17 protein-coding genes are annotated in these 26,913 nt (G+C 73.7%); 11 read left to right on the top strand and 6 right to left on the bottom strand.

Annotation, left to right across the window (positions count from 1 at the left end; genetic code table 11):
- Positions 1-6: 6 nt before the first annotated feature.
- Genes ACF061_RS26800 through ACF061_RS26810 form a run of 3 tightly spaced genes read left to right on the top strand, consistent with a single transcriptional unit; the run spans position 7 to position 5,064 of the window.
- Positions 7-948 carry an ABC transporter ATP-binding protein gene (locus ACF061_RS26800; protein ID WP_392269530.1) on the top strand — a complete coding sequence of 314 codons (942 nt, stop codon included), beginning with the start codon at positions 7-9 and terminating at the stop codon, positions 946-948.
- Positions 945-2,303, top strand: a complete 1,359-nt coding sequence (locus tag ACF061_RS26805) for an ABC transporter permease (protein ID WP_392269531.1) — start codon at positions 945-947, stop codon at positions 2,301-2,303. The genes ACF061_RS26800 and ACF061_RS26805 overlap by 4 nt, the downstream gene beginning before the upstream one ends.
- A gap of 4 nt (positions 2,304-2,307) precedes the next feature.
- A complete protein-coding gene (locus tag ACF061_RS26810) occupies positions 2,308-5,064 on the top strand; it encodes an alkaline phosphatase family protein (protein ID WP_392269532.1) in 2,757 nt (918 codons plus the stop codon).
- Positions 5,065-5,240: 176 nt separating this feature from the next.
- Here ACF061_RS26810 and ACF061_RS26815 read toward each other — a convergent pair whose 3' ends face one another.
- The 4 genes from ACF061_RS26815 to ACF061_RS26830 all read right to left on the bottom strand — a co-directional run bounded on the left by ACF061_RS26815 (position 5,241) and on the right by ACF061_RS26830 (position 9,157).
- Positions 5,241-5,684, bottom strand: a complete 444-nt coding sequence (locus ACF061_RS26815) for a hypothetical protein (RefSeq protein ID WP_392269533.1) — start codon at positions 5,682-5,684, stop codon at positions 5,241-5,243.
- Between the two features lie 150 nt (positions 5,685-5,834).
- Complete coding sequence (locus ACF061_RS26820) at positions 5,835-7,295, bottom strand: PHB depolymerase family esterase (protein ID WP_392269534.1); 1,461 nt, start codon at positions 7,293-7,295, stop codon at positions 5,835-5,837.
- Between the two features lie 659 nt (positions 7,296-7,954).
- Positions 7,955-8,407: a cell envelope biogenesis protein OmpA gene (locus tag ACF061_RS26825; RefSeq protein WP_392269535.1), complete on the bottom strand. Its 453-nt coding sequence runs from the start codon at positions 8,405-8,407 to the stop codon at positions 7,955-7,957.
- A 324-nt stretch (positions 8,408-8,731) separates the two neighbouring features.
- Positions 8,732-9,157 (bottom strand): pyridoxamine 5'-phosphate oxidase family protein, encoded by a 426-nt coding sequence (locus ACF061_RS26830; RefSeq protein WP_392269536.1) that lies wholly within the window; start codon positions 9,155-9,157, stop codon positions 8,732-8,734.
- 421 nt (positions 9,158-9,578) lie between these two features.
- On the opposite strand from ACF061_RS26830, the gene ACF061_RS26835 reads away from it, so the two are divergent.
- The gene (locus ACF061_RS26835) at positions 9,579-12,680 is read left to right on the top strand and encodes an NPCBM/NEW2 domain-containing protein (RefSeq protein ID WP_392269537.1); all 3,102 of its coding nucleotides are present in this window, start codon (positions 9,579-9,581) and stop codon (positions 12,678-12,680) included.
- Positions 12,681-12,932: 252 nt separating this feature from the next.
- Complete coding sequence (locus ACF061_RS26840) at positions 12,933-14,717, top strand: glycoside hydrolase family 35 protein (RefSeq protein WP_392269674.1); 1,785 nt, start codon at positions 12,933-12,935, stop codon at positions 14,715-14,717.
- A gap of 336 nt (positions 14,718-15,053) precedes the next feature.
- Here ACF061_RS26840 and ACF061_RS26845 read toward each other — a convergent pair whose 3' ends face one another.
- On the bottom strand, positions 15,054-15,437 hold the full coding sequence (locus ACF061_RS26845; RefSeq protein WP_392269538.1) for a thiol-disulfide oxidoreductase DCC family protein: 384 nt from the start codon (positions 15,435-15,437) through the stop codon (positions 15,054-15,056).
- Between the two features lie 107 nt (positions 15,438-15,544).
- Between ACF061_RS26845 and ACF061_RS26850 the strand changes: the two genes are divergently transcribed.
- The gene (locus tag ACF061_RS26850) at positions 15,545-16,063 is read left to right on the top strand and encodes a DUF1203 domain-containing protein (protein WP_392269539.1); all 519 of its coding nucleotides are present in this window, start codon (positions 15,545-15,547) and stop codon (positions 16,061-16,063) included.
- Positions 16,064-16,137: 74 nt separating this feature from the next.
- Entirely contained in the window at positions 16,138-19,149 is a 3,012-nt protein-coding gene (locus ACF061_RS26855; protein WP_392269540.1) for a SpoIIE family protein phosphatase, read from the top strand.
- Between the two features lie 103 nt (positions 19,150-19,252).
- Here the strand turns inward: ACF061_RS26855 and ACF061_RS26860 are convergent, their stop codons facing one another.
- Positions 19,253-20,125: an SGNH/GDSL hydrolase family protein gene (locus ACF061_RS26860; RefSeq protein ID WP_392269541.1), complete on the bottom strand. Its 873-nt coding sequence runs from the start codon at positions 20,123-20,125 to the stop codon at positions 19,253-19,255.
- A gap of 642 nt (positions 20,126-20,767) precedes the next feature.
- Between ACF061_RS26860 and ACF061_RS26865 the strand changes: the two genes are divergently transcribed.
- The 4 genes from ACF061_RS26865 (at position 20,768) to ACF061_RS26880 (ending at position 26,889) form a co-directional block, all read left to right on the top strand.
- Positions 20,768-21,292 (top strand): hypothetical protein, encoded by a 525-nt coding sequence (locus ACF061_RS26865; RefSeq protein ID WP_392269542.1) that lies wholly within the window; start codon positions 20,768-20,770, stop codon positions 21,290-21,292.
- Positions 21,293-21,675: 383 nt separating this feature from the next.
- The gene (locus ACF061_RS26870; RefSeq protein WP_392269543.1) at positions 21,676-23,808 is read left to right on the top strand and encodes a hypothetical protein; all 2,133 of its coding nucleotides are present in this window, start codon (positions 21,676-21,678) and stop codon (positions 23,806-23,808) included.
- Positions 23,809-23,899: 91 nt separating this feature from the next.
- Positions 23,900-25,486 (top strand): GT4 family glycosyltransferase PelF, encoded by a 1,587-nt coding sequence (pelF, locus tag ACF061_RS26875; RefSeq protein WP_392269544.1) that lies wholly within the window; start codon positions 23,900-23,902, stop codon positions 25,484-25,486.
- On the top strand, positions 25,483-26,889 hold the full coding sequence (locus tag ACF061_RS26880) for a hypothetical protein (protein WP_392269545.1): 1,407 nt from the start codon (positions 25,483-25,485) through the stop codon (positions 26,887-26,889). Before pelF ends, ACF061_RS26880 begins: the two co-directional genes overlap by 4 nt.
- The last annotated feature ends 24 nt before the right edge of the window (positions 26,890-26,913 follow it).

The raw sequence follows: 26,913 nt of genomic DNA on the forward strand, positions 1-26,913 counted from the left end.
GGGCTCATGGACACACTCCCCGCGATCCGGGCTCGCGCGATCACCAAGTGTTTCGGCGACGTCGTCGCGCTCGACGGCATCGATCTGGATGTGACGCAGGGGCAGATCCACGGCCTGGTCGGACCGAACGGCGCCGGCAAGACGACCCTGCTCGGCCTGCTGCTGGGCCTGGCCGTCGCCGACAGCGGCCGTCTGGAGATCCTGGGCACGCCGGTCGGGCGGGCGCTCGCGGCACCCGACGGTGTCGCCGGCTTCGTGGACGGACCCGGTCTCTACCCCTCGCTCACCGCCAGGCAGAACCTCGCCGCGCTGGCCGCGCTCCGCGGCCACGACGCGCGGACGGCGGCGATCGACGACGTGCTCGACCAGGTCGGGCTCACCGATGTCGCCGACGACCGGACCCGAGGCTTCTCCCTCGGCATGCGCCAGCGGCTCGGGCTCGCCGCCGCCCTGCTCACCGAGCCGAGGCTGCTCGTGCTCGACGAGCCCGCCAACGGCCTCGACCCGGCCGGGAAGAAGCACGTGCACGGCGTCCTCGCCCGGCTCGCGGCGGACGGGACCGCCGTCGTGCTGTCGAGCCACCGCATGGACGACCTCGAGGCACTGTGCTCCGAGGTCACCATCATCGCCACCGGCCGGGTCGTCTTCTCCGGACCGCTGGGCAAGCTGGCCGCCGAGAACCGTGCACTCGACTACCGGCTGCTCACCTCCGACCCGCACAGCGCCCGCCGGCTGGCCGCCGGGACGGCCGGGATCCGGGTCGTCGACGACGCCGGTGCACGGCGCGACGCCGAAGTGCTTGTCGTACACGCGCTGGTGCCGGCGCTGGACGAACTGGTGGTCCGGCTCGTCCGCGCGGGGATCGCGCTGCGCGAGCTCGCACCCGTGGTGTCGCCGCTGGAGGCCGCGTTCCTCGCACTCACCGAGCAGCCGGAGGCCGGCCGATGACCGCCGCCGTCGCCCACGACCGGGCGGTCGTCGCCCGCCGCGTCCCGCTGGCGCGCGGCTACCGCTTCGAACTGGTCAAGCTGGTCTCGCAATGGCGGATCCGGCTGCTCGTCCTCGCCTGCTGGGTCGCGCCGGCGCTCTTCGTCGCCGCGGTGAGCCGGCAGAGCTCTCTCCCCGTCGACACCCTGTTCGGTCGCTGGATGCACGCCACGGGGTGGGCCGGGCCGCTCGTGGTGCTGGGGTTCGCCGGCACCTGGGCGCTGCCGCTGCTGACCTCGATGGTCGCCGGCGATGTGTTCGCCGCCGAGGACCGGCTCGGCACCTGGCGGCACCTGCTCGTGGCGGTCCGGTCGCCTCGGCGCATCTTCGCGGCCAAGGCGCTGGCCGGCCTCACCGTCATCCTGCTGCTGGTGACCGGGCTGGCCTGTTCCAGCGCGGCCGGGGGGCTCGTGACGGTCGGCAACCGGCCGCTGGCCGGCCTCGACGGCCACCTGCTGGCCCCGGCGGACGCCGCCGTGGGCGTACTGCTCGCCTGGCTCAGCGTGCTCGCCCCGACGTTGGCGCTGGCCGCGATAGGGCTGCTCGGGTCCGTCGTGCTGGGGCGGTCCCCGATGGGCCTGCTGCTGCCCGCGCTGGTCGCGCTCGCCATGCAGCTCGCCCAGATGCTGCCGCTTCCCCTCGCGGTGCGCCTCGCCCTGCCCGGCTACGCCTTCATCGCCTGGAACGGTCTGTTCACCAGCCCGGCACAGCTCGGTCCGCTGGTGATCGGCGTCGTGGTCGGCCTGGTGTGGGCCGTGACCGCGACGGCGCTGGCCTACGCGCTCTTCGTGCGACGCGACTTCACCAATCCGACCGACGACGGCTCGGGGCGCCGCGCGGTCGTAGCCGGGGTGCTGCCGCTCGCCGGGCTGCTCGCCGCGAGTGTCGGGGTCGTCGCCGCGGCGACCTCGGCGACGGGCTCCGGTATCGAGCAGGACAAGGTGCAGCGCTCCCTCGCCACGGCCTTCGCCCACCTCTACCGGATGCAGACCGAGCAGCTCAACCGCCCCGACGTCACCGAGGCGCAGCTGAAGGCGACCGCGGCGTGCACCAAGGGCGGCGTCGGGGTCGCGGCCGCCGGGCCGGGCAACGACTGGCGCTGTGTCGTCTCCTGGCATCTGCCCGGCGTCGAGGCCACGGGGACGGCCGTGTACCAGCTCGACGTCACCGCGGACGGGCGGTTCGTGGCCGATGGCGACGGACCGAAGGAAGTGAACGGCTACTTCCTGGTGCGGACCCCGACCGGGGACGCACCGAACCCGCTCTGGCAGTTCGACGGGAACGTCGAACTGCTTCCCGACACCCCGAAGGGATGACTCCATGCAGGTAACGCGCCGCCGTCGGCGTGCCGACAAGGGCCGGTCCGGCTCTCCCGGAAGACGCTTCGGCCGCCGCACGCCCCTGGTGACGGCGTGCATCACCGCCCTCGCCGTGGCCGCCGCCGGCACCGCCTTCGCCCAGACGCGCCAGTTCGGCACGGACCAGGTCGGCCAGACCACCCGTCAGGGTCAGGTCGTCTCCGACGACCAGTACATCGCCCCGTACGGTGACCGCCTCGTCATCGACAACGGCAAGATCATGTCGTCCTCGGTCAGTCCGGACGGCACCCACCTCGCGGCCTCGGTCACCGACGGTGGCAGCGCGCTGGCCGTCGTCGACCTGAAGAGCTGGAAGGTGCAGCAGCTCGTCGGCACCGCCACGTCGTCCAGCCCGCGCATCGGCAGCAACTCCGTGGGCCAGGAGGGTCCCACGTACTCGCCGGACGGCAAGCAGCTCTGGCTGGGCCAGACCGACGGCTACACCAGGTTCACCGTGAACCCCGACGGCAGCGTCGCCGACCCGGTCTCCGTCGCCGTCCCGGCGGACGGGGCCAAGCACGCCCTGGTGGGCGAGGCGGTGTTCTCGCCCGACGGCACCACCGTGTACTCCGCGGTCAACGGCCAGAACCGGGTGGTCGCCATCGACGCGGCGACCGGTGCCGTCCGGCAGAGCTGGGCCGTGGGCAACGCCCCGCGCGACATGGTCCAGGTCGGCTCCAGGCTCTACGTCAGCAACGAGGGCGGACGTCCGGCGAAGCCCGGCGACACCACCATGAACTCCTACGGCACCCAGGTCCCGGCCGACCCGGTCACCGCGGCCACCACCACCGGCACGGTCAGCGTCATCGACCTGGCGAATCCCGACGCCGCCGTCGGGAGCATCGACGTCGGTCTGCATCCCACAGCCCTGTACGCGAAGAACAAGGCGCTGTTCGTCACCAACACCGCCACCAACGACGTGTCGGTCATCGACACCGCCAGGAACAAGGTCGTGCAGACCATCGCCACCCGGCCGTGGCCCGAGGCGTCGGTGGGGTACGAGCCCGACGCGGTGGCGCTCACCCACGACGGTCACCTGCTGGTGACCCTCGGCCGGGCCAACGCCGTCGCCGTCTACCGCTACACGACCCCGCAGGACCCGGTCAGCTACGTCGGCCTGCTCCCGACGGACTACTTCCCCTCGGAGATCGCCACCACCGGCGACGAGGTGCTGGTCAGCAACACCCGCGGCATCGACGCGCGCCGTCCCACCGACAAGTCCGGTCACGCCACCCACGACACGACGTCGAGCGTGCAGCGGTTCACGCTGCCCAGCGACCGTGTCATCAGGTCCGAGACGGCGAAGGTCTTCCAGCAGAACGGCTGGAGCCGTGGCGCCGTCACCCTGGCCAAGGGCGGCCACCGGGCGAAGCCGGTTCCGGTCCCGCAGCGGCTCGGCGACCCGTCGACGATCAAGCACGTCTTCCTGATCGTCAAGGAGAACCGGACCTACGACCAGGTCCTCGGTGACGTCGCGGAGGGCAACGGCGATCCGTCCCTCGCGGAGTTCGGCGAGAACGTGACCCCGAACCAGCACGCGCTGGCCCGGCAGTTCGGGCTGTACGACAACACGTACGACATCGGCACGAACTCCGCCGAGGGGCACAACTGGCTGATGCAGGCCGACGACCCGGAGTACACCGAGTCCTCGGCCGGCGAGTACCAGCGCAGCTACGACACCGAGGACGACGCCCTCGGACATCAGCGGACCGGCTTCCTGTGGACCGGCGCGCAGGCGGCCGGCAAGTCCGTGCGGGACTTCGGCGAGTTCCAGCAGTTCCTGACCAAGCCGTCGGGCGCGAGCTGGCAGAACCTGTACTGCGACGCCAAGAACATGGCGGCGACCGGGCAGAGCACCGCCTACCCGATGGTGTCGTCCTCGCCGATCCCGTCGCTCAACGACGTCTCGGTGCACGGCTTCCCGAAGTTCGACACCAGCGTCCCGGACGTCTACCGGTACGAGATCTGGAGGCGTGACTTCGAGCGGAACGGTCCGGCGAACCTGAACATGTTCTGGCTCTCCAGCGACCACACCGGCGGGCCGGCGAACGCGGCCGCCCAGGTCGCGGACAACGACCTGGCGACCGGCAGGATCGTCGACGAGATCTCGCACAGCCCGTACTGGAAGGACTCGGCGATCTTCGTGGTCGAGGACGACTCCCAGGCCGGTCTCGACCATGTCGACGGCCACCGCGCACCCGTCCAGATCATCAGCCCCTGGGCCAGGCACGGTGTCGTCGACAGCCACTACTACTCCCAGATCACGATGATCCGGACCATCGAGCAGATCCTCGGGATCCACCCGATGAACCAGAAGGACAGCGCGGCCACCCCGATGACGGCGGCGTTCACCCCGAAGGCGGACCTCACTCCGTTCAAGGCGCTGCCCAACCGCACCCCGCTGACCGCCGGTCTGAAGACTCCGCCCGCCTGCGGCCTGGACACCCCCGCGCCGCAGGACCCCGGTGCGGCGGCCGCGCCGACGGCCAAGGTGCCGGCGGACAAGCGGCAGCTCGCGGCGGAGTGGGAGCAGTGGAAGTCGCAGCAGCGGCTGACCGGGCCGAACGCCGTGCCCGACTACGCCAACCCCGCGCAGATGAACCACTTCACGTGGTACCAGACGCACGAGTGGACCAAGCCGTACCCCGGTGAGAAGAGGATCTTCGCGCCGAAGGACGTGCCGGGCGCCTACATCCCGTCGGCGGAGTCCGACGGCTGACGCCTGCCGATCACGGCAAGGGGGGAGGGTTTCCCGGTCCGGGAGGCCCTCCCCCGGTCGTACCGGGCCGTCCCGCGGCGCGGCGGTCCGTCTCCCGCTCGACGGCCCGCCGCCGTGTGCCGTACCACGAGCGGCTGCCTGGCCCGCGGGTGCGCTCCGGGGCGGCCGGCGCCGGTTCAGTCGTCCGGCCGGGCGGTGTGGTCGGGGTGCCCGGCGGTACGGCGCTGTTCCTTCAGTTCCGCCTCGTACAGGTGGTCCCGGCCGTCGGCCAGCTCTCCGCGGGCCTGGTTCTCGACGGCCTTGAACGGCTCGTAGTACGTGGCGTTGTAGGCCTCGATGATCTGGAACGTCCAGTGGCCGGGGATCACGTTGCGGCCCAGGATCTCCCGCTGCACCCGGTCGGCCCACGCGTCGTGGCCGGCCTCGCGCAGCAGACTCACCGCCCGGTCCAGCTCGAAGTCGGCGCCACCGGTGAGCTGGTGGAACGTGTACAGGTGGCCCCGGGCCCGCTCGGTCGTCTCCAGCGCCTTCGACAGCGCGCCCAGGGCCTCAACGGTGGTGTCCGAGACGCCGGGCGGGCGCTGGTGGGCACGGTCCGGGCCGTCGTGGTGAGTGCTCATGCCGGGATGAGTGTCCCGCCGGGGCGGCGGCGCACCAGATCGGGCCCACCGGGCGGCGGTCCTCACCCGGGCGGCGGACGGGCCCGCCCCTGCGGCCCCGCTCCGCGTGGGCGGGCTGTGCGGGGCGGCGGGCCGGCCCGGTCGCGTGGGTCAGCAGCCCTGGTCGGCGATGACGAAGTAGTCCTGGGAGGTCTCCTTCAGGGTGTGCATGACGGCCACGTTGTACAGGCCCATGGCCTGGTTGGAGCCGTCGGCGTACACGAGGCCGAGGCTCTGGTGGGCGCGGCCGGCCCTGACCTGGTCGTAGTTGTCGTCCGTGTAGCACCTGGGGGCGGTGCCGGCGGTCGTCGCGGTGACCGGTGACGAGGGGGTGCCGACGGCACCGGCGGAGTCGACCGCCGCGACGGTGTAGCTGTAGGAGGATCCGGCGGACAGTCCGGCGTCGGTGTACGAGGTTCCGGTCGGTGAGGCGACCTTCGTGCCGTCGCGGTAGACGTTGTACGAGGCTGCGCCGCTGACGGCGGCCCAGGACAGCGACGCCCCGGTGTCGGTGGTGCCGGTGACCGTCACCCGGGCCGGTGCGGGCAGGGAGCCGCTGCCGCCGCCTGGTCCGTCCAGGCCCCAGAACCTCGCGGTGTGGTAGCTGGAGCAGACGGTGTCGAGGTAGTAGGCGCCGGTGGCGCCGCACTGGTCGGCGCCCGGTCCGGGGTCGACGGCGAGACCGTGCGCCATGCCGGAGACGGAGAAGAGGGCGACGGCGGGGTTTCCGGCGGAGTCGTCGTAGACGTCCTCGGTGGTGCCGCCGGGCAGGCCGCGGGTGTCGGAGGGGGGCTGGCCGATGCCCCAGACGTCGGTCCACTGGTCGCGCAGCTCGGTGGCGTTGACCGGGGCGACGGTGGTGTCGGAGGTGCCCTGCCAGATCGCGACCCGCGGCCACGGGCCGGTGTACCCGGGATAGGAGTCGCGGACCTTGTCGCCCCACTGCCGCGGGGTGAGTCCCCGGCCGCCGTACTGGCAGCCGGAGGCGGCGCCCTGGGTGGTCGCGCACTGCGCGGGCAGGCCCGAGTCGACGGCGCCGCCGGCGAACACCTCCGGGTAGTCGGCGAGCAGGTCGGCGGTCATGCCGCCGCCCGCGGACAGACCGGTGACGAAGACGCGACCGCGGTCGGAGCGGTACTGCGCCGCCGCGTGGTCGACCATCTGCACGACCGAGGCCGCCTCGCCCCTGCCCCGGGTGTCCTTGGTGGAGTCGAACCAACTGAAGCAGGACAGGCTGTTGTTGGCCGCGCCGGTCTGCGGGTAGACCACGGCGAAGCCCCACTGGTCGGCGAACTTCTGCCAGCCGGAGTGGGCGTGGTAGTCGCTCGCCGACTGGGTGCACCCGTGCAGCGCCACGACCAGCGGCGCGTTCGCGGGAAGACCGGCCGGGGCGTATTCGTACATCGTCAGGTTCCCGGGATTGGACCCGAACCCGGTGACCTGCTGGAGGGTGCCGGCGGCCGCGGCGGCGGGCGCGAGCGGGGCGAGGGCGGTCAGGCCCGCGGCCAGGGCGCCGAGCACGGCGGCCAGGGCGGTGTGCCTGCGGAACCTGCGCGAGGCGGGGAATCTCATGGGGAACTCCCGTGGGTGGTGGGGAGGGTGGGAGGGGAACCGCGGGCGGGTCGGGCCCCGCCACCGGTTCCAGGTGGCGGGGGCCGTCCGGGGCCGGCCGGTGCGAACCGCGGGACGCACCGGCCGCCGGACGCACCGGCTCACTGGAAGCGGACCGTACGACCCGTCGGCGGCCTGCGACACGTGAGGGGCGGCCAGGAAGACGGCGACGGGCATGGCGCCCGCGCCCATGGTGGCGGCCGTGCCGCTGTGGGATGACGGTGCTGCGCACGGCCGGCACCGAGGAGCGTCGGCGGGCCCGGGGCGTGTCTCGGCCCGGCCCGGCTCACGGCCCGGCCCGGCTCACCCACGGGCGTGCCCGGGCGGGCTTCCGGCGAGTCGCGCGGCGCGCCGCACCGCGCCCCGGGGGACGGTCGCCGGCGGCGTCCCCGGTACCTGGCCGAGTGGGCGGGGGGTGACCGGCCGTTCGGGGCGAAGCCGCGCGGGGCGGCGCGGGTCAGGGCGGCCACGGTCATGGGCGGAGCCACGGCGGACGGCGGCGCGTGCGTCGGCGTCCAGGCACGACCGTGTCCCGCGACCAGGGCTCACCGGCCCCGCAGCCCTGGGATCGCGTCGCCGCCGGCCCGATCGGTGCGGTCGGTGCGGTCAGGTGTGGTCGATCAGGCCGCGCGGGCCCATCGTCGTGCCGTCCGGTGGGGCGTGGCCGTGGTCTCGGCCGGCCGGACGCGGTACGTCGTCCTGCTGGGATCGGTGAGGGGTTCGCCGAGAGTTATCCGTCCGGTGTCGCGCAGCAGGTCGCAGTCGGCGGTGTCCAGGGCGACGTAGCAGCCTCCCCTGCCGGTGTGCGGGTCCAGCGGCTGCCAGTAGCCGTATCTGCGGCGGCCGTTGGCGTGCACGATGAGGAAGACCGGGTGGCGGGAGTCGCGGACGACCTGAAGTGCGTCGGCGGCGGAGCGGCTGAGCGGAACGCCGCGGCCGGAGGTCCGCGCCCTGTGCTGGGCGGAGTCCGCGCGGACTCCGCCCACGGCAGGCGACCGCCCGTCGTCGGCCTGCTGTCGGCGGGCGGTCAACGACACCACGGGGGCCTGTGCCTGGCCAGGGACGGACTGCATCAGCGGTGGCCTTCCTGAAGACGGAGACTGAGGATCGCTTACCCGGTACGGGCGATGTTGATCTCGCTTCTTTGTGGACGGCATTGTGCAGCACGGCACTGACACGGCCGGTGCGAGCGGAGGCGGCCCTCGTCGGCCGGGCAGGCGGCGGGCCGTCGTCGGCTCCGGCAGGTCCGCCGGCCGTCGAAGGGCCACGCCGTTTGCGGCCCCAGGCGGTCCAGGAACTCCGGCGGTCGGGGGCTCTCGGAGACCCCGGGCGCGTCCGGTCGGCGTCACGCTACGGCCGTGCGCTCCCGCGCCGTTCCTCCTCGGCGGGGTGTGCGGTCACAGCGATCCGAGGTCGGAGGAGACCCAGCGTTCGGGCCGCATGCGGACGACGACCTGCTCGCCGTGGTTCTTCCAGGCGAAGTCGACATAGGCGTCGACCTTGTCGGCCGGCAGGTAGCGGGTGGACATCTCGCGCAGTCGCTCGATGGTGGCGGGCTCGGTGTCGACGACCGGCCCCTCCACCGACACGTACCTGATGGTGGGTTCGAGCCGGTCGACCATCAGCGAGAACCGGCCCGCCGCACCGATCCGCTGGTTCTTGCGGGAGTGCAGCCCGGTCATGATCCACACGGTGCCGCCCGGCTCGTACTGGTACCAGATCGGCACCGTCAGCGGCGCTCTCCCCGGCCCGCCGTCGACCGCCAGAGCGGCCACGTGCGGCTCGGCGAGGAAACTCTCGCGTTCTTCCCGGGTCAGGGCCATGACGGTGTCCTCCCATGTCTGTGAACGGACCTCGCCGTCATCGTGCCCCGCTACCCGCTCGCCCGAACCGGTCGGGACCGTGCGCCCCCTGACGGACCGGACCGTCACCCGGCCGCCCGGCGCGAGTCGCCCCGCTCGCGGACGGGCCCCGCCAGGTACCGCGCCGTACGGCTCCGGCGCCGCGCGCCGGACCCGTCGGTCCGGCACACGGTCTGGTCAGAGTGACGACTGTGCGCTATACCTTCTTCCCGTGCTTGATTCTGCTTGATTCCGCGCCATAACAAGCATGTTCAATCATCACTGCCAGCGGGGCCGGACCGTTCGGCGCATCCCGGGGCGGCGATGGCAACGGGATGGCGCGGCCGGTCACGTTCGCTGACCCGGCCGGACCGACACCGATCGACGCTGCGAAGGGATCGACATGACCGTTCCACCCCGCAGACGCAAGACCCTGCGTGCCCGAGGGGCGTCCCTGGCCGCCGCGGCCCTCCTCGCGGTGCTCGGGACCGCGGGCGGCCCGGCCGTCCCGGCCGGCGCGGCGCCGGGCACCGCCGCGCGGTCCACCGGCGCCGGAGCTCCGACCGTCATCGGAGCGGTCACCGGATTCTCCCGGTCCGGCGGCTCCTACGTCTTCACGGCGGGCGCCGCGAAGGCCCGGGTCGGTTTCGTCTCGGCGGACACCTTCCGCGTCGAGGTGGCCCCCGACGGGACGTTCACCGATCCCGTCGGCACCGACATCGTGCTGCCGCAGGGCAAGGCGCCCGCCACCCGCTGGGCCGACCGCGGCGACCGCTACGAGCTGTCCACGGACGAGGTGACCCTGCGGGTGTACAAGTCGCCGCTGCGGTTCGCCCTGTACCGGGCCGACGGCACCCGCCTGTGGGAGGAGACCCGCGGCATCAGCTGGGACGGCGCCTCGACCACGCAGACCCTCGCGCGCGGCGCCGACGAGCAGTTCTACGGCACGGGCGAGCAGAACGGCAGCGGAAACACCTCGCACCGCGGCAGGACCCTGAAGGTGGGCGTCGACTACGACTGGAACGAGGGCGGCCACCCCAATTCGGTGCCGTTCTACCTCTCCTCGGCCGGCTACGGCGTCTACCGCAACACCTACGCCCCCGGCACCTACGCCTTCACCGACCCGGTCACCACCACCGAGCAGGAGAACCGGTTCGACGCCTACTACTTCGCGGGCGACTCCGCCAAGGACGTGATCGGCGAGTACACCGAGCTCACCGGCCGCCCCATGCTCCCGCCGATCTACGGCCTGGAGATCGGCGACTCCGACTGCTACCTGCACAACGCCAACCGCGGCGAGCGGCACACCCTGGACGCCCTGAAGGTCGCCGACGAATACGCGAAGAACGACATGCCGCTCGGCTGGATGCTCGTCAACGACGGCTACGGCTGCGGCTACGAGAACCTCGCCGAGACCGCCGAGGGCCTGAACGACCGCGGGACCCGGATGGGTCTGTGGACCCAGGACGGCCTGGCCGAGCTGGCCGACCAGGTGAAGGCGGGTCAGTGGGTGGCCAAGCTGGACGTGGCCTGGGTGGGCGACGGCTACAAGTTCGCCCTCGACGGCTGCAAGGCCGCCTACCGCGGCATCGAGGACAACAGCGACGCGCGCGGCTTCACCTGGGCCCCGGAGAGCTGGTCGGGCGCGCAGCGCTGCGGCGTGCAGTGGAGCGGCGACCAGTCGGGCGGCTGGGACTACATCCGCTGGCAGATCCCCACCTACGCCGGCGCGACCATGTCCGGTCTCGCCTACACCACGGGCGACGTGGACGGCATATTCGGCGGCAGCGCCAAGACCTACACCCGCGACCTGCAGTGGAAGGCGTTCCTGCCGGCCGTGATGACCATGGACGGCTGGGCCGCCCAGGACAAGCAGCCGTACCGGTACGGAGAGCCGTACACCGGCATCAACCGCAAGTACCTCAAGCTCAAGGAAGCCCTGCTGCCGTACATGTACACCTACGCGGCCGAGGCCCACCGCACCGGCGTCGGCCCCGTGCGGCCGCTGGCGCTCGAGTACCCGGACGACCCGCAGGCGGCGGGCGACGCCGCCAAGTACGAGTTCCTGACCGGCGAGGACTTCCTGGTGGCCCCGGTCTACCGCGACTCCTCGGTCCGTGACGGCATCTACCTGCCGAAGGGCGACTGGGTCGACTACTGGTCCGGGCGCACCTACCACGGTCCCACCACCGTCGACGGCTACCAGGCCCCTCTGGACACCCTGCCGCTGTTCGTCAGGGCGGGCGCGTCCGTCCCGATGTGGCCGGGCGCCGGCTCCTACCGGGACCGCACCGCCGACTCTCCCCTGGCCTGGGACGTCTACCCGCAGGGCCGGACCTCCTTCACCCTGTACGAGGACGACGGCGTCACCCGCCGGCACCGGGCCGGACAGTACGCCGAGCAGCCGGTGACGGTGACCGCTCCGCACAGTGGCGCGGGGCGGGTGCGCATCGCGGTCGGCGCAGAGAAGGGCGACTTCGCGGGCAAGCAGACGGCGCGTCCGTACCGGTTCACCGTGCACACCGGTTCCGCTCCGCGGCACGTCAGCCTGGACGGCCGCACGCTGACCCGGCTCACCTCGAAGGCAGCCTTCGACGCCGCCGGCCAGGGCTGGTGGTACGACGCCTCGGACCGGGCCGGAGTCGTCCACGTCAAGACGCACGGCATCAGCACCGCCCGGGCCTTCCGGATCGACCTGGACGGAGCGAGCGCGGTGGGCGGCGAGGCGCCCGCGGCGACCGGCACGGTCTCGGTCTCCCCGCCCGAGGAGATCGGCGCCGGAGTGTCCGGCAGGGTCACGGTGGGCTTCACCGCCGGCCGGAACGGCGCCGACGGCGCCGAGCTGTCCCTGGCCGCGCCCGAGGGCTGGACCGTGTCACCGGCGCGCACCGTCGGCCGGGTCCGGCCGGGGCAGCAGGTGGAGGCCGAGTTCGAGGTGACCGCGCCGGCCGACGCCCGGGCGGGCGAGGCCGTGCTCACCGGCACCGCCCGCTACCGGTCGGCGGGCGAGGAGAGGGTGACCGCACAGCGGGCGGCGCTGCGGACCATGCCGGCCCCTCCGAAGGACGACAGCTGGGCCGGCGACCTGCCCTGGCTGAGCGCCGCCAACGGCTACGGACCGCCCGAACGCGACCGCAGCAACGGGGAGTCGGCCGCCGACGACGGCCACCCGCTCTCCCTGGGCGGCACCACCTACGCCAAGGGCATCGGCGCGCACGCCGACTCCGACATCGAGTTCTGGCTCGGCGGCCGGTGCTCCTCCCTCACCGCGACCGTCGGCATCGACGACGAGATCGACGGCTACGGCGGCGTCTCCTTCTCGGTCGTCGCCGACGGCAGGACGCTGTGGTCCTCCCCCACCCTCAGCGGCAGGTCCGACCCGCTGCCCGTCGACGTACCGCTGACCGGAGCCCGCCACGTCCACCTCGTGGTCACCGACACGGACGGCACGAAGTCCGGCGACCACGGGGACTGGGCGCAGGCGAAGTTCCACTGCGCCGCCTGACCCATCCGCCGCGCCGCCGCCCCGGCCCCCTCGGCGGGCGGCGGCGCCCGACCCACCGGGACCACCGGTGCCCGCGCCCAGCGGCCGTCCGGCCGCGGCCGCGGCTCCGGTGCGTCCGTCATCGCACCTCTGATCACCTCCCGCGCCCCGGTGGTTTTGGGGCACGGGCCGGACCGCCGGAGCCCACACGTGCACCTCTCCACCCCCGACCGCACACCGCCGGCCGCCCCCGGGCGACGGCCCGCGGCCGCCCTGACCTTCGCCGACGGCACCCTGCTGCGCGACGGCCGCCCCTACCGTGTCCTGGCCGGTTCGCTGCACTACTTCCGCGTCCATCCCGAGCAATGGGCCGACCGGCTCCGGCGGCTGGCGGCGCTCGGCCTCAACACCGTGGACACCTACGTCCCGTGGAACTTCCACGAGCGCAGACCCGGCGACGTCCGCTTCGACGGCGGCCGCGACCTGGAGCGGTTCGTACGACTGGCGCAGCGGGCCGGACTGGACGTCGTCGTACGTCCGGGGCCGTACATCTGCGCCGAGTGGGACAACGGCGGCCTGCCCGCCTGGCTGACCGGCACCCCGGGGATGCGTCTGCGCACCTCCCACCGCCCGTTCCTGGACGCGGTCGGGCGCTGGTTCGACGAGCTGGTCCCCCGGGTCGCCGGCCTCCAGGCCGGACGGGGCGGCCCGGTGGTGGCCGTGCAGATCGAGAACGAGTACGGCAGTTACGGCGACGACCGGGCCTACGTCCGCTGGGTGCGCGACGCCCTCGTCGAGCGGGGCGTCACCGAACTGCTCTACACGGCCGACGGGCCGACCCCGCTGATGCAGGACGGCGGCAGCCTGCCCGGACAGCTCGCGGCCGCGACGTTGGGCTCGGGCCCTGACGAGGCGGCCGCGCTGCTGCGCTCGCGCCGTCCGGGCGAGCCGTTCTTCTGCGCCGAGTTCTGGAACGGCTGGTTCGACCACTGGGGCGAGCGGCATCACGTCCGGTCCGCCGACGGCGCCGCCGAGACCGTGGGCCAGATCCTCGACGCGGGCGGCTCGGTGAGCCTCTACATGGCGCACGGTGGCACCAACTTCGGGCTGTGGGCCGGTGCCAACCACGACGGCGAGCGACTGCAGCCCACCGTGACCAGCTACGACTCGGACGCGCCGATCGCCGAACACGGCGCGCTGACCCCGAAGTTCTTCGCCCTGCGGGAACGGCTGGCGACGATCGGCCGGTCATCGGCGGCCGGGCCGGCGGACCCCGCGCCGCCCGCCGATCCGCCACTGCTGGCGCCCCGTGCCCTGGAGGTCACCCGACGGGCGGCCCTGCTGCCGGCACTGCGGTCGGTGAGCAAACCGGTCCGGGCGCCGCTGCCGCTGAGCTTCGAGGAGCTGGGGCAGGCGTCCGGCCTGGTGCTGTACGCGGCCGAGCCACTGCTGCCGCCGGGCCGCCACCAGCTGACCGTCACCGGTCTGCACGACCGCGCCCAGGTGTTCGTCGACGGCGCCCCGGTGGCCGTACTGGACCGCGAGACCGGGTCGTTCGCCGTGCGGGGCGACGGTGCGCGCATCCGGCTGGAGCTGCTGGTGGAGAACCAGGGCCGGATCAACTACGGGCCGCTGCTCGGGCAGGGCAAGGGCATCCTCGGCGGGGTGCGCGTGGCGGGCCGGCTGGTGCACGGCTGGACCATGTACCGGCTGCCGCTGGACGAGTGGGCGCCGGGAGAGACCGCTCGCGCCGTCTCGGCGGCACCCGCCGGCGGCAGCGGCGGATTCGCCACCGCCCGGCTGGCGGTGACCGAGCCCGCCGACACCTTCCTCGGCCTGCCCGGGTTCGGCAAGGGTTTCGTGTGGGTCAACGACACGCTGCTGGGCCGTTATTGGGAGATCGGTCCGCAGACCACCCTCTACGTGCCCCGCCCACTGCTGCGCGCCGGAGAGAACACGATCACCGTGCTGGAGCTCGAGAGGTTCGGCGACCGCCTCACCCTGCACGACCGGCCCGAGCTGGGTCCGGCCGAGGAGTACGTGGAGACCTTCGACTGACGGCGGCGGGCTCGGCCGGAGGGAACGCCGGCCGTTGCCGTGCCCCGACGGCACGGCGACCGCACCGGCCGTGCGTCGCAAGCACCGACGGCACGTCGGTCACCGGCCGACCGGCCACGGACGGCGGACGGCGGACGGCGGACGGCGGACGGCGGACGGTTGGCACGGGCCGGAACGATCCGGAACCAGAGCGATCCGGAGCCGGTGCGCCGGTGCCGGGCGGCACGGCGTACCCGGCCGCGGCACGTCGTGCCGCCCTCACATGTGTCGATCACACACGTGTGAGAGCGGCGTCCGTGACCGGGCCGTGTCCGCCGCGTGGTGGGCCCAGCCCGGTCACGACTTCGTCGCGCCGGGCAGCGCGCAGGCGGGGGTGCCGCCCGGCAGCCGGTGCCGGTTGTCTGCGACGAGCCGGTAGACACGGTGGGCGAGAGGTCGTACCGGCGGGAGCCGGAGGACCGTTCCCAGGGCGGACCAGGCGCCGCCCGCGCCGCGCAGCAGCTCCGCGACGGCCCGCGCGCCGCCGAGCACCATGCCGTCGGGTGCCACCCACAGCACCTCGTGCCGGGCCCGCTCCTCGGTGACACCGGCGGCGCGCAGATCGGTGAACTGCCACGGCTCGGCGTCGCAGTCGGGCCGGATCCGTCGCCTCAACAAGGCCACCGCACGGGTGCAGAAGCCACAGTCGCCGTCGTAGATGAGCAGTGCGCGTGTCCGCATGGATCCATGATGCCTCCCCGTCATGTTCGAACGTGTGTCCGACAAAGGAGGGGCACCGCGTCCGAATTCCGCCAGCGTGTCCGCGGCCGCCCGACGAGGCTTGGGCCATGACCGAGTACACAGCCCTTCCCATCCCGCCCGACGCCCTCGCCGAGCTGCGTGACACCGACGACTCGGGACGGCCCACGAGGCCGTACGTCGCGCGCGAGGACGGCGTCCCACTCGCCTGCGTGGGCAGTCCGCTGCGCTGCTGCCTGCGCGCCGTCGAGCCCGGCGAGCGGGTCGCACTGGTGTCCTACGCGCCCCTGCGGCGCTGGGCGGCGGCGACCGGGGCCAGTCCCGGGGCGTACGACGAGACGGGGCCGGTGTTCATCCACGCCGACCCGTGCGAGGGACCGCGGGCCGCCGAGGGTTATCCCTTCGCGCGGCCGGGAGCGCTGCGCACCATCCGCCGCTACGACACCGGGGGGCGGATCGTCGGCGGAAGTCTGTTCGAGATCCCCGAGGACACCGGCGCCGGGTTCGAGCGGGCCCTCACCCAGGCCTTCGCCGCGCCGGAGGTCGCGCTGGTGCACGTGAGGGCCTTGGAGTACGGCTGCTTCCACTTCGAGGTGCGGCGGCCGTAGGCCGCTCACCGTCACCGCCACGGCCCGGTCGATCACACCCGGCGCACGCCACCGGGTCCGCTTACCCTGGCTTCGTGGAGTCGTACCCAGCTGCTCCGCGCGGTCACGGCGGCCCCGAGCCGCCGGTCGTCGCCGTCCGCCCGGAGATCCTTGCCTCCTGGCAGCGCTCGCACCTCCTCGGCATCGACCAGGAGGGCGCGGTCCTGCCGGTCGAGTCCGACCTGAATCCCGACTCCCGGCTGCTCAGGGCTGCCGCGCCGGTGCTGGACCGGCTGCGCGAACGGTTCTCGGGCCTGCCGGTGACCGTGACGCTGGCGGACTCGCGCGCGCACATCGTGGACCGCCGGGGCGACCCGGCGGGGCTGGACCTGATGGACGCCGCGTCCCTGGTGCCGGGAGCCAACGTCGACGAGCGGTTCATGGGGACCAGCAGCGTCAGCATGGTGCTGAGCACCAGGGCGCCGTTCGTGGTCGTCGGCCAGGAACACTTCCTGCACAACCTCAAGGAACTGACCTGCATGGCCGCGCCGGTGCGCGACCCCGTCGGCGGTGCCGTGCAAGGCGCGGTCAACCTCTCGGTGCCCATGGCGCTGGGCGATCCCGGCATGGCGCTGGTGCTTCAGGAAGCCACCGAACGCATCGGGGAACGTCTGCTGGAGCTGAGCACCGCCCGCGAACGCGAGCTGATGCGCTCCTTCCGCCGGGCCGGGCGGACCGGCGGACGTCTCCAGCTGGACATCGCCTCGGGGGAACTCCTCCGGCCCGGCGGGCCGGCCCCGCCCCGGTTGTCGCCCCAGGAGCGGATGGTACTGCTGGAGCGAGCGATCGAACTGATCTCCTTCAACGGTGAGGCGTACGCCGAGGTGCCGCTGGCCGGCGGCCGCCTCGCCCTGCTGCGCCGACGGGAGCTGCGGCACGGCGAGGCGGGGGGCGCGGCGGTCGAGGTCGGTTTCACCGACCCCCGCGGTACGCGGACGCCGGGCCCCGTCACCGCGACCGCACCGGACGGCCGGCAAGTCCCGCTTCTGAACCTGGCCGGCCTGGCGGCGGGCGCGGCCGGGCGGGTGCCACCTGACACGGGCGCCGCCGCCGGGCCGGCTGCGACGGAACGTGCCGCCGCCGGGCCGCGACCGCACACCGCCGGGCGGGACCCGGCAGGGCCGCGCGGCGAGGAGTCCGGCGCGCCAGGACCGCGCACCGGCGAGCCGGACGGGACGTGGCCGGGCGCCGATCAGCCCGGCGTCGACACAGACGCCGCCGAGCCGCCCGACGCGTGGCTGCTGATGGTGGGCGAGCCGGGTGTCGGCCGGCTCGCCGCCGAGGCACGCGGTCGGCTGTCCCTGCTGACCGAGGCGGGCACCCGTCTCGGTACCACCCTGGACATGCGGTGCACGGCCGAGGAACTGGCGAGGATCGCCGTGCCGGGCTTCGCCGACCTGGTCGTCGTCGACCTCGTCGAGAGCGCTCTGGCGGGCGAGGAGCCACCGCTCGGCCGGCCCTGTCCCGGGACCGCGCTGCGCCGCGTGGCCGTCTGGGCGGGCGAGGAGAACGCGGGCGAGCCGGCCGGCGGCGTGGGCGAGCCCGTCGACTACCCGGCCGGCACACCCCAGGCCCGTTGCCTGGAGACCGAGCGGCCGGTCACCGACTCGGTGCTGACGGCCGTGCTCGCCGGAGACCGGGCACAGCGCGTGCACCCCGTCGCCCCGCTCGGCGAAGGGGCGCACCACTACCTGGGCGCCCCGCTGTCCGCCCGAGGCTGTGTCCTGGGCCTGGCGGGCTTCTACCGGCGAGGCGGTGCGCGGCCGTACGAGGAGGACGACCTGACGCTGGCGGGCGAGTTGGCCGCCCGTGCCGCGATCAGCGTGGACAACGCACGCCACTACCGCCGCGAGCACCAGTCCTCCCTCACCCTGCAGCGCAGTCTGCTGCCGCGCGCCCTGCCCCGGGTCAGCGCCGTCGACCTCGCCTCCCGCTACCTGCCCGCGGACGCCCGGACGGGCGTGGGCGGAGACTGGTTCGACGCGATCCCGTTGTCCGGGATGCGCGTGGCGCTGGTCGTCGGGGACGTGCCCGGCAACGGGCTCCAGGCGGCGGCGACCATGGGCCGTCTGCGCACGGCGGTGCGGACGCTGGCCGGGCAGGACCTGTTGCCGGAGGAGGTGCTCACGCACCTGGACGACCTGGTCGGCACCGCCTTGGACGATCCGGCCGACGGCCCGGCCGGGGACGAGGACCAGGACCCGGCGATTGGGGCGACCTTGCTGTACGCCGTGTACGACCCGGTGACCTGCCGCTGCACGGCCGCCCTGGCCGGTCATCCGCCGCCCGCGCTGCTGGCCCCGGACGGCCGGGCGCGGCTGGTCGATCTGCCCGTCGGCCCGCCGCTCGGGCTCGGCGGGATCCAGCCGTACGAGTCCGCCACCGTCGACGTGCCCGCCGAGAGTCTGCTGGCCCTGTACACCGACGGCCTGCTCAAGGAGAACCGCGGCTACGGGGACACCGACGCGCGCATCGCGGACCTGCTGACCGCGCTGAACGGGGCCGGGCCGGTGCTGGAGGACGCCTGCGACCGGGTCACCCGGACCCTGGTGCCCGGCGGTCCCCACGACGACGTGGCGCTGTTGCTGGCCCGTGTCCACGCGCTGCCCGAGGACCGCGTGGCGTCCTGGGAGTTCCCGTCCGACCCGTCGGTGGTGGCCCGTGCCAGGGCCCTCACCTCCGCCCAGCTCGCCGCCTGGGGCATGTCGGAACTGGAGGCGACCACCGGTCTGGTGGTCAGCGAACTCGTCACCAACGCCGTGCGCTACGGCGGTCAGGGGCCGGTCTGGCTGCGGTTGCTGCGCGGTGACTCCCTGATCTGCGAGGTGTCCGACCGCAGCAACACCTCGCCGCGCATCCGGCGGGCGGCCACGACCGAGGAGGGCGGGCGCGGGCTGTTCCTGGTCGCGCAGTTCACCAAGAACTGGGGCGCGCGCTACATGCGGCAGGGCAAGACGGTCTGGGCCGAGCAGGTCCCGCGGGCGGAGCAGCCCGTGCCGGAGGTGGACGAGCAGGCGCTGCTGGACATGTTCGAAGACCGCGGCTGACCGCCGGCCGCCGCCGTGGAGCGAGCGCGACGGCCCGGCCGGCCGGGGCGGGGCGTGGCGCACGCCGGCACCGGGTGCCGGCGTGCGCGTGCCGGCCGCCGGTTCAGCCGAGGCCGAGGACGCTCATGGCCCGTTCGGCCATGCGCCGCTCGCCCAGGGCGTTGGGGTGGACCGGCACGAGGTTGTCGCCGAAGAGCAGCGGTTCGATCCACCGGGTGCCCTCGGCCTTGCAGGCGTCGTGGCCCTCGGACGCCTGGCTGAAGTCGACGTAGGTCGCGCCGGTCTCCTCGGCGGCGCGCTGGACGACCGCGTTGAGGTGGGCCTGTATGCCGCGCAGGTAGGGCACGTCGCCGGAGGCGATCGGCAGCTTCACGAAGCAGGCCGGGTCGGCGGCCGCCGGTGTGATCCACGGGTACCCGAGGACGGCCACGCGGGCGTTGGGCGCCGCGGCCCGGACACTGCGCAGCGCGGCCTTGAGCGCGGGATAGGTGTTCGCCTCGATCTGGTCGTCGAAGGAGGAGCCGTTCTTGTCCTTGCAGGGGCTGCCCGTCCCGCCGCTGAGGACGCCCGCGCTGCCGCAGGCCGTGATGGCGTTGATGAAGGTTCCGTTGTCGTTGCCGCCGATGGTGAGCGTCACCAGGTCGGTGCCCGTGCCGAGCGCCCGCGCCTGCGGGGGCACTCCCGGGTACTGCGCCTCGGTGAAGTCCTTGGTCTGGGCCGCGCCGCAGGTCACGTCCTTCAGGTGGGCGCCCGTCCTGGCGGCGAGGACGTGGGGGTAGTTCGCTGTGGAGCGCAGACACAGCAGGTTGGTGGCGTCCACCGGCAGGACGCCCGAGCCCGCGCTGTAGCTGTCGCCGAGTGCGACGTAGTCGAGGGTCGTGGTGGCCTGTGCGGTGGCTCCGGTGAGGCCGAGGGCCAAGGCGGCCACCGCCGTCACCGTCATGGTCATGACACGATGCAGGGCGTGCTTCGGCATGTGCTCTCTCTTCTCGGGAGGCGGGACGCCGGGAGACGGGCACGGCTCGTGCCCGCGCGGCGTACTGGTGTACGAGAGTGCGGCGGCTCGAACGAGGATGCGCCGGCTTCCGCGCCATGGGCCGAAGACGCCCACGCGACGCCGTGGCGTTACCCGACGCGGGGTTACCGTTTGGTTCTACCGATAGGTAATGTGCAGGCGCCGCAGGGCCGGGTCAACAACCCTGACCGAAGTTCTTGAAACGCTTACGAGCGATGCCCGGCCCACGCGTGGCGCGGTGCGCGTCCGACTCCCCCGTCCGCGTCGGGCCGCCGCGGGGCCGTTCCCGGACACGCCCTGCGAGCGCCGCCGCTCGGACCGGTGCCGACGGGTACGGCGAGGGCGGCCGGGACCCCGGAGGTGTTGGTTACGCGCCAAAGTGCGCTCGGGCGGACCAGCGGATTCCGGGGATCGGAGCGGGACCGGCCACCATACCGAGCCATCCGTCACCGTGCCGATACACTGCGTGTTCGCCTGTCGCGTGCATGACCTCACGGTTCCCTCACGCGCCCTTCACCTGACACTCACCTTCGGCCAGTGCGGGTGACAGGCGGTTCCCGAGGGGCAGACGGGACGCCAGCCGCCTATCTAGCCTCCCGGGCCATGCGATCACCTCTGATGCGGCGCTTCGGCCTCGCCACCTTCCTCGGTCTCCTCCTCGCCGTCTTCGGCCTGGCCCCCAGCGCGAGCGCGGACCCCGCGCCGGCCACCCTGACGTTCTCCACCGACACCGCCACCACCACTCCCGGCGGCACGGTCCAGCTGTCCATGACGCTGACCAACAACAAGACCTACGACATCTGGTTCGTCTACCAGACGATCGACCCGACCTGGCTGACCACCCAGCGGCCCGACCTCAAGTACAGCTTCACCGGGTGCACCCTGGCCACGGCCACCGGCAGCACCCCGTGTTCGGGCACCGGTCCGGCCAACCTCGGCGGCAACTACGGCGCGACCGTCCCGCCCGGTCAGAGCCGCACCGTCACCCTGACCCTTCAGGTCGCCGCCGACTCGGGCTGCAACGGCAACATCGGCTTCTACTCGTACTACTACGCCGAGTTCAGCGACAGCACGAGCGTCAACGGCGGCCCCGTCTACACGCCGGAGACCCGTGTCGCCTGCGCCTGACGGCCCGGCACCGTCCGACGTGACCTGAATTCGGTCCAGGGCCGAGCAGGTGGCACGGCCGGCGCCGACAGCACTCCCACCGGCGGGCCCGACCGGTCCGCCGGTGCACCGCACAGGTCCGGACCTGCGCAAGCGGCCGGCCGACCGCCGGGGCGCCGCACACCTCGGCAGACGACGGGAACCGACAGGCGGCCCTGTGGTCACCTGCGTTTTTCCGTCAGGACTCGCAACGCGGCCGCACAAGTCACACAAAGCCATCACCATATGACGCGACGGAAGCGTCGACGACCGGCTTCGAGGGGATGCCGGCGTCACGCAAGGGGGGTGCGTCCGCTCCACTGGAGCCGTACTCACCCCTGTCCGGGGGGAGAGGACTCACCGCAATGAAGCGGACCATTCGCACCACCGCGCTCACGGTGGGCGCGCTCGTCGCCGCACTCGGATCGCCCGCGGGAGCGGCGCGCGCCGACGATCCCGCGCCCCGCGTCGACCTGCGGACGCTGATCGTCAGCGACGGCGGCCCGGCCACCGACGCCATCGCGGCCGAACTGGACACCGAGGGAATGCCCTACACCAAGGTGGACCTGACCCAGTCCGGCAGACCCGTGATCAACGCCGGCTTCCTCGCGGACACGGTGGACGGCCGACCACGGGCCAAGTACCAGGCCGTCGTCCTGCCCAACGACAATCCGTTCGCGGCGGGCTCGGCCGAGATGGCGGCGCTCACCGCCTACGAGCGGACCTACGGCGTTCCGCAGGTCGACGCCTACACCTACGCCCGCCCCGAGGCGGGCCTGCAGTACCCGGTCTACGGCGGTTACTCCGGCAGCGTCGACGGCGTCCAGGCCCAGGTCACCGCGGCGGGCAAGGCGGGGCCCTTCGGCTACCTGGACAAAGCCGTGCCGTTCGAGGACAACTCCCCCACCGTGGGCGAGAGCTACGCCTACCTCTCGCAGCCGGCGGCGGGCGCCGACTTCACCCCGTATGTCGACGCCCCGATCCCGGGGCGCTCCACGCGCGGGTCGCTGGTCGGCGAGTACCGGCACGACGGGCGGCGCGAACTCGTCGTCACCTTCGTCTACAACCAGTACCAGCAGCAGTTCCGCCTGCTGGCCCGGGGCATCGTCCAGTGGATGACCGGCGGCGTCCACCTGGGCGCCTCCCGCAACTACTTCGCCGTGCACGTCGACGACGTGTTCGCCGCCGACGACCGCTGGGACAGCCGGCTCAACTGCACGCCCGGCGACGTCGACTGCGCCAACGCCGACGGCACACCCGACCCGATCCGCATGACCCCCGCCGACGTCGACTACGCCACCGCCTGGCAGCGCAACAACGACTTCACCCTCGACCTGGTCTACAACGGCGCCGGCAGCGTCGACCAGCGCGAGGACAACAACGGCGTCGACGCGCTCGCCGACAAACTGATCGCCGACCGGAACCAGTTCCGCTGGGTCAACCACACCTACACGCACGCCTTCCTCGGCTGCCAGCAGGACGTCACGGTGGTGCCCTGGCGCTGCGAAACCAACGCCGACGGCAGCACCAAGTGGGTCAGCCGCAAGGACGTCTCCGACGAGATCGCCCTCAACCGGGTCTGGGGCCAGGCGGCGGGACTGCCTTTGCAGAACGACGAGTTGGTCACCGGTGAGCACTCCGGGCTGAGGATCCTGCCGCAACAGCCGGACGACAACCCCAACCTGGGACCCGCGCTCGCCGACAACGGCGTCACCTGGCTCGCCTCGGACAACTCCCGTGACCCCGTGCAACGCCAGGTCGGCCCCGCCACCACCATCTCCCGGTACCCGATGAACGTGTTCTACAACGCGGGACGGGCGAGCGAGCAGGTGGACGAGTACAACTGGATCTACACCAGCCGCGCCCAGGGCGGCAGCGGCATCTGCGAGGACAACCCGGCCACCACCACCTGCCTGCCGGCCCCGCTGGACACCGCCACCGGGTACGCCGACCACATCGTGCCGCTGGAGACCCGCATCGCCCTCGGCCACGTGCTCGCGGGCGACCCCAAGCCGCACTTCGTCCACCAGTCCAACTTCGCCGAGGACCGCCTCGCCTACCCGATCCTCGACGGCGTGCTGAACGGCTACCGCGCGCTGTTCACCGACGACACCCCCCTGGTGAACCTGCGGATGAAGGACATCGGCGCCGAGCTGCAGCGACGCGCCGCCTGGCAGTCGGCCGTGCGCGCCGGCCAGGTCACCGCCTACCGGATCGGCGACACGGTCACGGTGTCGGCGCCGGGCGGCCTGGCGGTCACCGCCACCATGCCCGCCGGCACCGCCCTGGGCGGCCAGGCGTTCGGCACGGCGTACGCGGGTGCGGTGTCCGGCTGGACCCCCTCGGCCGGACAGCCGCTGACGCTCACCGTGCCGTCGGCCGCCGCGGCCCCCGCGGCCACGGCCAAGGCCACCCCCGGTCCGGTCACCGCCCCCGCCCCGGGCACCCGGGTCCCCGCGGGTGTGAGCGAGCCGGCCGCCCGGAGTACCGGGAGCTGAACGGCCCGCCGAACACCCGACCGGTCCCGGCCGCGCCCTCGCGGCCGGGACCGGCACGACCCACCCCACACCTCGGCCGTGGAGCACCTCCATGCACGTTCACCGCGGCGCGCGACACACTGACCCGACGCGCGTCACCCTGCTCACCGAAGGCACCTATCCGCACAGTCACGGCGGCGTCAGCGTCTGGTGCGACCAGCTCGTCCAGGGCATGCCCGACCTGGAGTTCGACGTCCTCGCCGTCACCGGCACCGGCCGCGAGCCCGTCGTGTGGGAGCTGCCCGGGCACGTGTCCCAGGTGGTGTCCGTGCCGATGTGGGGCACCCCGCCGGACGGCCGCCCGCCGCGCGGACGCGCGCGCAACCGGCTCACCGGCGCCTACGAGCAGTTCCTGACCTCCCTGCTCGATCCGCGCGCCGAGGCCGGCTTCGCGCCCGCGCTGCACACCATGGCGCGGGCCGCCGCCGACGGCGCCCTGAGCCCCTTCCTGCGCGGTGACCGGGCCGTCTCCGTGCTGAGCGCCGTGTGGAACCGTCCGGGTCTGGTGGTGCGCGAGGCCCGGCCGACCCTGCACGACGCGCTCACCGCCACAGGCCTGCTCGAACACGCGCTCCGGCCGCTGGCCGCGGCGCCGCCGCGCACCGGGGTGGCCCACGCGGTCAGCGGCGGAGTCGCCGTGCTGCCGGGACTGGCCGCGCTCGAACAGCACGGCGTGCCGTTGCTGCTGACCGAGCACGGCGTCTATCTGCGCGAGCGCTATCTCGGTTACCGCACCGCGCCCTACCGCTGGCCGGTGAAGGCGGTCGTCCTGGGCTTCTTCCGGCTGCTGGCCGAGGAGAGCTACCGCAGGGCGGCGCTGATCACCCCGGGCAACCGCTACAACCGGCTGTGGGAGGAGGAGGGCGGCGCCGACCCGGAGGCCATCCGCACCGTCTACAACGGCGTGGACCCGGCCGCGTTCCCGCCGGCCGGGCCCGAGCCGGAGGTGCCCACCCTCAGCTGGGCGGGCCGGGTCGACCCGATCAAGGACCTGGAGACCCTGATCCGCGCCTTCGCCCTGGTACGGGCCGAACTGCCCGAGGCCCGGCTGCGGCTGTTCGGCGGCACGCCGCGCGGCGGCGAGGGGTACCGGGAGCGCTGCGAGGCCCTGGCCGCCGAACTGGGGCAGGCGGACGCCGTCAGGTTCGAGGGCCGCGTCGAGGACATCAAGGACGCCTACGCCGCCGGCAACGTGGTGATGCTGTCCAGCATCAGCGAGGGGTTCCCCTTCACGCTGATCGAGGCCATGTCGTGCGGGCGGGCCACCGTCTCCACCGACGTCGGCGGAGTGCGGGAGGCCGTCGGCGAGGCCGGTCTCGTGGTTCCGCCGCGGGACCCGGCCGCCATGGCCGCCGCCGCGTTGCGGCTGCTGGGCGATCCCGGACGCCGCCTGGCGATGGGCGAGGCGGCCCGGCTGCGGGTGATCGAGCAGTTCACCCTGCGCCGGACCATCGACACCTTCCGTTCCATCTACCTGGAACTGGCGGCGGGACAGGGACCGCGGGCGGAGCTCCGGACGGTCGGCGGCACCGCCGCGGCCCCGGCCGACGGGCCCGCCCTGGTCACCACCCCCGCCGGGCCCGGCCACGGCGCGCCGGCCGGCCCGGTCGCCTCGGCCACGGGGAGCGTCGCCATATGAGCGGACCGATGGCTCTCGAACCGGGCGGGGCCGAACAGGACACGCTCGCGCTCCGGCTCGCCGGCACCCGGCCGGGCCGTCCGCGCCGCACCGACGACAGCACCCTCGCGCTGCGGGCGGCGCGGCAGGGGCCCGACGAGGACGAGGTGAGCCGGCTGGCCGCCGAACTGGCCGACCGCATCGGACCGGCGGTCCACCCCTACGAGGTGGCGGCGCTGCTGGAGGCGGACGGGCTGTCGGCCGACGTCATCCGGCACCGGTACGGACACCCGAACCTGTTCTCCCTGGCCTCGGCGCTCTACGAGCGGGTGCCCCGGAGCTTTCCCGAGCCGGCGCCGACGCGCGATCCCTGGCGCCCGGACCACGTGCGCTGTCTGCTGCGCGGGATCCTGTTCGCGCTGCCGGGGCTGGCGTATCTGCTCGCCGCGCCGCTGTGGCACCCCGGGCGGCACGCGCCGGCCCTCGTCGTGGCGGGCATCGTCTCCTGGGCCTGGGGGCAGGCGCTCGGCCACCGCGCCCATCTGCGGATGGTCGCGGGACGCCGGGAGGCCGGGCGCACGCTGCTGGCCGGGGCGCCGCTGGGCGCGTCGCTGGCCACGGCCGCCGCGGCCCCGCTCACCGGCGGCGGCCCGGTCCTGTGGGTGGCGGCCGCGCAGTCGGCGTACCTGGCCGCGGCCGGTGTACTGCTGGTGCTCGCCCGGGAGCGGTGGCTGCTGGCGGCGCTCAGCCCGCTGGTCGCGGGCGCCGCGGTGCTGCCGTGGTGGGAGCCCGGGCCGTGGCCCCGGGCCGGCCTGCCGCTGCTCGCGCTGCTGGCCACGTTCGCGGCCACGGCCCTGGCCCTGCGGGCCGACCTCGCCGTCCCGGCCGCCGCCGACGGCCCGCGCCCGCGCCTGGTCGCCTCCCTCCCCTACGGTCTGTTCGGTCTGGCCGCGGCGGTCCTGGTGCTGCTGGAGGGCCGGCGGCACCCGTACGCGGTGATCGTGCTGACCGTGAGCATGGGGCCGGCCGAGTGGCTGCTTTACCGCTACCGCGGCTGGTCGATCGCCGCGCTGCGCCGGACCGCGACACCCGCGGGCTTCCTGCTGCGCTCGGCCCTCATCCTCGGCGGGTGCCTGCTGGCCTACCTCGCGCCGCTGCTGCCCGCGGCACCGCTCACCGGGGCCGGTCCGGCCGAACTGCTGCTCCTGGCGGCCACGTTGTGGACCGCGCTGCTGCTCCAGGCGTTCGGGGCGGCCTGGCCGCCGGCCGGCGTCTGTCTCCTGGCGGCGGGCTGCGCCGGCGCCGTCACGGTGCTGCGGACGCCACCCGGGCCGGCCGTGCTGCCGCTGTGCTGCGGCGCGGCCGCGCTGTGTCTCTCGGCGTGTGTGCTGCGGTTGCTCGGCCGGCCGGCCCCGCACCTGTGACCGGCCGGGCCGTACGGAGCACAC

Source organism: Streptomyces sp. NPDC015220 (assembly GCF_043079345.1).
In the GTDB taxonomy this organism is placed as follows: domain Bacteria; phylum Actinomycetota; class Actinomycetes; order Streptomycetales; family Streptomycetaceae; genus Streptomyces.

Excerpts from the sequence above, each read along its gene's own strand:
- ACF061_RS26800 (WP_392269530.1), top strand. The coding sequence starts at position 7 with ATGGACACACTCCCCGCGATCCGGGCTCGCGCGATCACCAAGTGTTTC.
- ACF061_RS26805 (WP_392269531.1), top strand. The coding sequence starts at position 945 with ATGACCGCCGCCGTCGCCCACGACCGGGCGGTCGTCGCCCGCCGCGTC.
- ACF061_RS26810 (WP_392269532.1), top strand. The coding sequence starts at position 2,308 with ATGCAGGTAACGCGCCGCCGTCGGCGTGCCGACAAGGGCCGGTCCGGC.
- ACF061_RS26815 (WP_392269533.1), bottom strand. The coding sequence starts at position 5,684 with ATGAGCACTCACCACGACGGCCCGGACCGTGCCCACCAGCGCCCGCCC.
- ACF061_RS26820 (WP_392269534.1), bottom strand. The coding sequence starts at position 7,295 with ATGAGATTCCCCGCCTCGCGCAGGTTCCGCAGGCACACCGCCCTGGCC.
- ACF061_RS26825 (WP_392269535.1), bottom strand. The coding sequence starts at position 8,407 with ATGCAGTCCGTCCCTGGCCAGGCACAGGCCCCCGTGGTGTCGTTGACC.
- ACF061_RS26830 (WP_392269536.1), bottom strand. The coding sequence starts at position 9,157 with ATGGCCCTGACCCGGGAAGAACGCGAGAGTTTCCTCGCCGAGCCGCAC.
- ACF061_RS26835 (WP_392269537.1), top strand. The coding sequence starts at position 9,579 with ATGACCGTTCCACCCCGCAGACGCAAGACCCTGCGTGCCCGAGGGGCG.
- ACF061_RS26845 (WP_392269538.1), bottom strand. The coding sequence starts at position 15,437 with ATGCGGACACGCGCACTGCTCATCTACGACGGCGACTGTGGCTTCTGC.
- ACF061_RS26850 (WP_392269539.1), top strand. The coding sequence starts at position 15,545 with ATGACCGAGTACACAGCCCTTCCCATCCCGCCCGACGCCCTCGCCGAG.
- ACF061_RS26860 (WP_392269541.1), bottom strand. The coding sequence starts at position 20,125 with ATGCCGAAGCACGCCCTGCATCGTGTCATGACCATGACGGTGACGGCG.
- ACF061_RS26865 (WP_392269542.1), top strand. The coding sequence starts at position 20,768 with ATGCGATCACCTCTGATGCGGCGCTTCGGCCTCGCCACCTTCCTCGGT.
- ACF061_RS26870 (WP_392269543.1), top strand. The coding sequence starts at position 21,676 with ATGAAGCGGACCATTCGCACCACCGCGCTCACGGTGGGCGCGCTCGTC.
- pelF (WP_392269544.1), top strand. The coding sequence starts at position 23,900 with ATGCACGTTCACCGCGGCGCGCGACACACTGACCCGACGCGCGTCACC.
- ACF061_RS26880 (WP_392269545.1), top strand. The coding sequence starts at position 25,483 with ATGAGCGGACCGATGGCTCTCGAACCGGGCGGGGCCGAACAGGACACG.